At 48.2% G+C, this 3,408-nt stretch carries 3 protein-coding genes; all 3 read right to left on the bottom strand.

Going from position 1 to position 3,408, the window contains the following annotated elements; translation table 11 throughout:
- Positions 1-218: 218 nt before the first annotated feature.
- The gene (gene nuoH, locus CHI10_RS05140; protein ID WP_095243250.1) at positions 219-1,226 is read right to left on the bottom strand and encodes an NADH-quinone oxidoreductase subunit NuoH; all 1,008 of its coding nucleotides are present in this window, start codon (positions 1,224-1,226) and stop codon (positions 219-221) included.
- Complete coding sequence (locus tag CHI10_RS05135) at positions 1,226-2,326, bottom strand: NADH-quinone oxidoreductase subunit D (RefSeq protein WP_095243249.1); 1,101 nt, start codon at positions 2,324-2,326, stop codon at positions 1,226-1,228. The genes nuoH and CHI10_RS05135 overlap by 1 nt, the downstream gene beginning before the upstream one ends.
- 3 nt (positions 2,327-2,329) lie before the next feature.
- Positions 2,330-3,408, bottom strand: a 1,079-nt coding sequence (locus CHI10_RS05130) for an NADH-quinone oxidoreductase subunit C (RefSeq protein WP_095243248.1), incomplete at its 5' end; no start/stop codon positions are given.

Below are 3,408 nucleotides of genomic sequence, written 5' to 3'. Positions count from 1 at the left end.
GGACAATTTTAGAAATGCGGAAGGCGCCCGCTTATTAAGGAACGCAGACTAAGACCGCCACGTCCTGTGGCAACATCTGCATGACCCGCCTCCTGCGGGCCTCAAGCATAAGACGAGCCGGCTAAAAGGTTGTTCTTTAACCTTTTGGTCGGGTTGGCTTAGACCCGAGAGCCGATGGCGCCTGGAGCTGGACAATTTCAGAAATTGCCGGTCCTCAATTAAAATATATTAAGCCACTCTTTCAGCAAAGCTGTTAAGAAAATATTCGCAAGTGCTACCGGCAGCAAAACCTTCCAGCCAAATTCCATGAGCTGGTCTGCACGGAGTCGCGGGAATGTAACACGAAACCAGACTAAAACAAAGATTACAGCCGTAAACTTTAGAGCAAACCAGACGGCACCCGGAATGAACCCCAGGAACGGCAGCGGAAGCCACCCGCCAAGAAATAATACGGTTGTCAATGAAGCCATGGCAAAAAAGTATACATATTCCGCAAGCATGAAGAACGCCCAGCGGAAGCCGGAATATTCAACATGGAAACCGGCGACCAGTTCTGATTCCGCTTCAGGCAAGTCAAATGGAACACGGTTCAGCTCAGCTGTTGAAGCAATCAGGAATACGATAAAAGCAATAGGCTGCCAAATAATGAACCAGCCATTTTTTTGCGCTTCTACGATTTCATTCAGATTTAGACTGCCTGTTAAAAGGATAATCCCTAATACAGACATAACGAGTGGAATCTCATATGAAATCATCTGTGCAGCGGCACGCATTCCGCCAAGCAATGCATATTTATTATTGGAAGCCCATGCTCCGGTGACAATACCGACTGTTGTCAGCCCGGAAATGGCGATGTAATACAGCAATCCAACTCCAATATCAGCAAACTGCAGTTTGTCTGTAAATGGAATTGTCGCCAGCACCATGAATGCCGGTGCAAACGCAATAACCGGTGCAAGAATAAACAGCGGCCTGTCTGCAAGCTTAGGAATGGTGTCTTCTTTTAAAAGAAGCTTTAATACGTCCGCAACAGTCTGCAGCAGCCCCCAACGTCCGCCGACCTGATTCGGCCCCTGGCGCAGCTGCATAAATCCCATGACTTTACGCTCCGCCAGAATGGCGTAAGTAACAAACCCCAAAACAACTAATAGTAAAACGGTGGCAAGCAAGAAGAAAATACCGAAATTCAGCAGACCTGCTTCGGAATGGAGAAGTTCTTCTACCATTAACCGTCCACCTCCCCAAGGACAATATCAATTGCCCCTAAAATAGCAATCAAGTTCGCAATGTTTTCGCCTTCAAGCAATTTTGGGAGAATCTGAAGATTATAGAATGATGGCCTCCGGAATTTCATCCGGTATGGCTCCTTCTTTCCATCACTCGCGATATAGCAGCCGATTTCTCCCCTTGGAGATTCGATTCTGACAAATGCTTCCCCTTTTGGCGCTTTGATGATTTTCGGCACTTTTGCCAGAATATCGCCTTCTGCCGGGAATTGCTCCACCGCTTGTTCAAGGATTTTTAGTGATTCTTCAATTTCCTGCATGCGCACATGATACCTGGCCCACGCATCCCCGCCGTCCTGAACCGCCACATCGAAATCAAAGCGGTCATAGATGGAGTATGGCTCATCTTTGCGGAGATCCCATTTTACGCCTGTGCAGCGCAGATTTGCACCGCTTAGCGAGTAGTTTAAAGCATCCTCTTTCGTATACTTTCCTACCCCTTTGACACGGTTCATGAAAATTTCGTTTCCGGTTACCAGCTGATGGTAGCCTTTGAGCTGTTCCCGCATATATGGAACAAACTCTCTTACCTTATCAATCCAGCCTTCAGGAGCATCCCATTTTACGCCGCCGACACGCATATAGTTAAACGTCAAGCGGCCTCCGGATATCTCATTCAGCATATTGATGATCATTTCACGCTCTCTGAATGCATAAAGGAATGGGCTTGTTGCCCCAATATCCAGTAAATATGTACCCCACCATACGAGATGGCTGGCAATCCGGCCCAGCTCCATCGTGATTATCCTCAGATATTCTGCCCGATCCGGAATTTTCAAATCCATCATCGTTTCAACTGCATGGACAAGGATATAATTATTCGTCATGGCGGCAAGATAGTCCATTCGGTCTGTATAAGGAATAATTTGCGTATACTGCAGATTTTCAGCCAGTTTCTCCGTTCCACGATGCAGGTAGCCGATGACCGGTTTCGCCTCTTTGATGATCTCCCCGTCAATTTTCAAAACAAGGCGAAACACACCGTGAGTACTTGGATGCTGAGGCCCAACATTCAATAGCATTTCTTCTGTTCGCAGCATTGGTTACACCTCCACATCGTACGGTTCATAGTCTTTTCGCAGCGGATGCCCGATCCAGTCTTCCCCCAGCATAATCCGATATAAATTAGGGTGTCCCTTGAATCGGATGCCCAGCAAATCATACGCTTCACATTCCGGCCAATTGGCTCCTGCCCATAACGGCTGCAATGAATCAATTACCGGCTCATCGCGGTCAATTTTAACCTTCAGTGCAACAGATTGGCGCTTTTTGTATGAGTATAAGTGAGCATACACTTCCATGTGGGTCTCAAAATCAGTGCCATGAAACTCTGACAGATAATCAAAGCCAAGCTGTTCATTATATTTTAGGAATTCTGCCAATTTAAAATAGGATTCAGCTCTGGCAACTAAAGTCGGAACTTCCTTGGAGAGATTATTAATATAGTACTCTTCAAGAACCTCAGATCCCAGATTTTCTTCAATTACCTTCACATATTTATCAAGATAAGGCTGATTAACGGATGGAGCTTTCTCTGCAGCTGGTTCAGCGTCAGCCTTGCTTCCGGCAGCTTTTGCCTTCGCGGCTGCTGCGGCTGCGGCCTTTGCTTTCGCTGCAGCGATCGCCTTTGCCTTTTCATCATCTGCTCCGTCTGCTTTGCCTGCAGCGGCTAATTTTGCTTTTGCAGCTGCGGCAGCTTTCGCCTTGGCGGCTGCAATCGCTTTTGCTTTTTCATCATCCCCGCCTGCTTGTTTTGCTTGAGCTGCTGCTTTCGCCTTTGCAGCGGCGGCGGCTTTGGCCTTGGCGGCTGCAATCGCTTTTGCCTTTTCGTCATCCCCGCCTGCTTGTTTTGCTTGAGCTGCTGCTTTCGCCTTTGCGGCGGCAGCGGCTTTGGCTTTTGCGGCGGCAGCTGCCTTTTGCTTCGCAAGATCCATATCTTCCGCAGGTGTCTCTTCCACTGTTTCTCCCTGCTCTTTCGCTTTCAGCTTCGCCAGGGCGGCTGCCTTTGCCTTCGCGGCTGCGGCGGCTTTTTGCTTCGCCAGATCCATGTCTTCTGCAGGTGTCTCTTCCTTTGTTTCTCCCTGCTCTTTCGCTTTCATTTTAGCCAGAGCGGCTGCCTTCG

The organism is Bacillus sp. 7894-2 (assembly GCF_002272225.1).
Lineage (GTDB): Bacteria > Bacillota > Bacilli > Bacillales > Cytobacillaceae > Cytobacillus.
The sequence above is the reverse complement of the archived record's forward strand: the minus strand, read 5'-3'. Positions and strand labels throughout refer to the sequence as shown.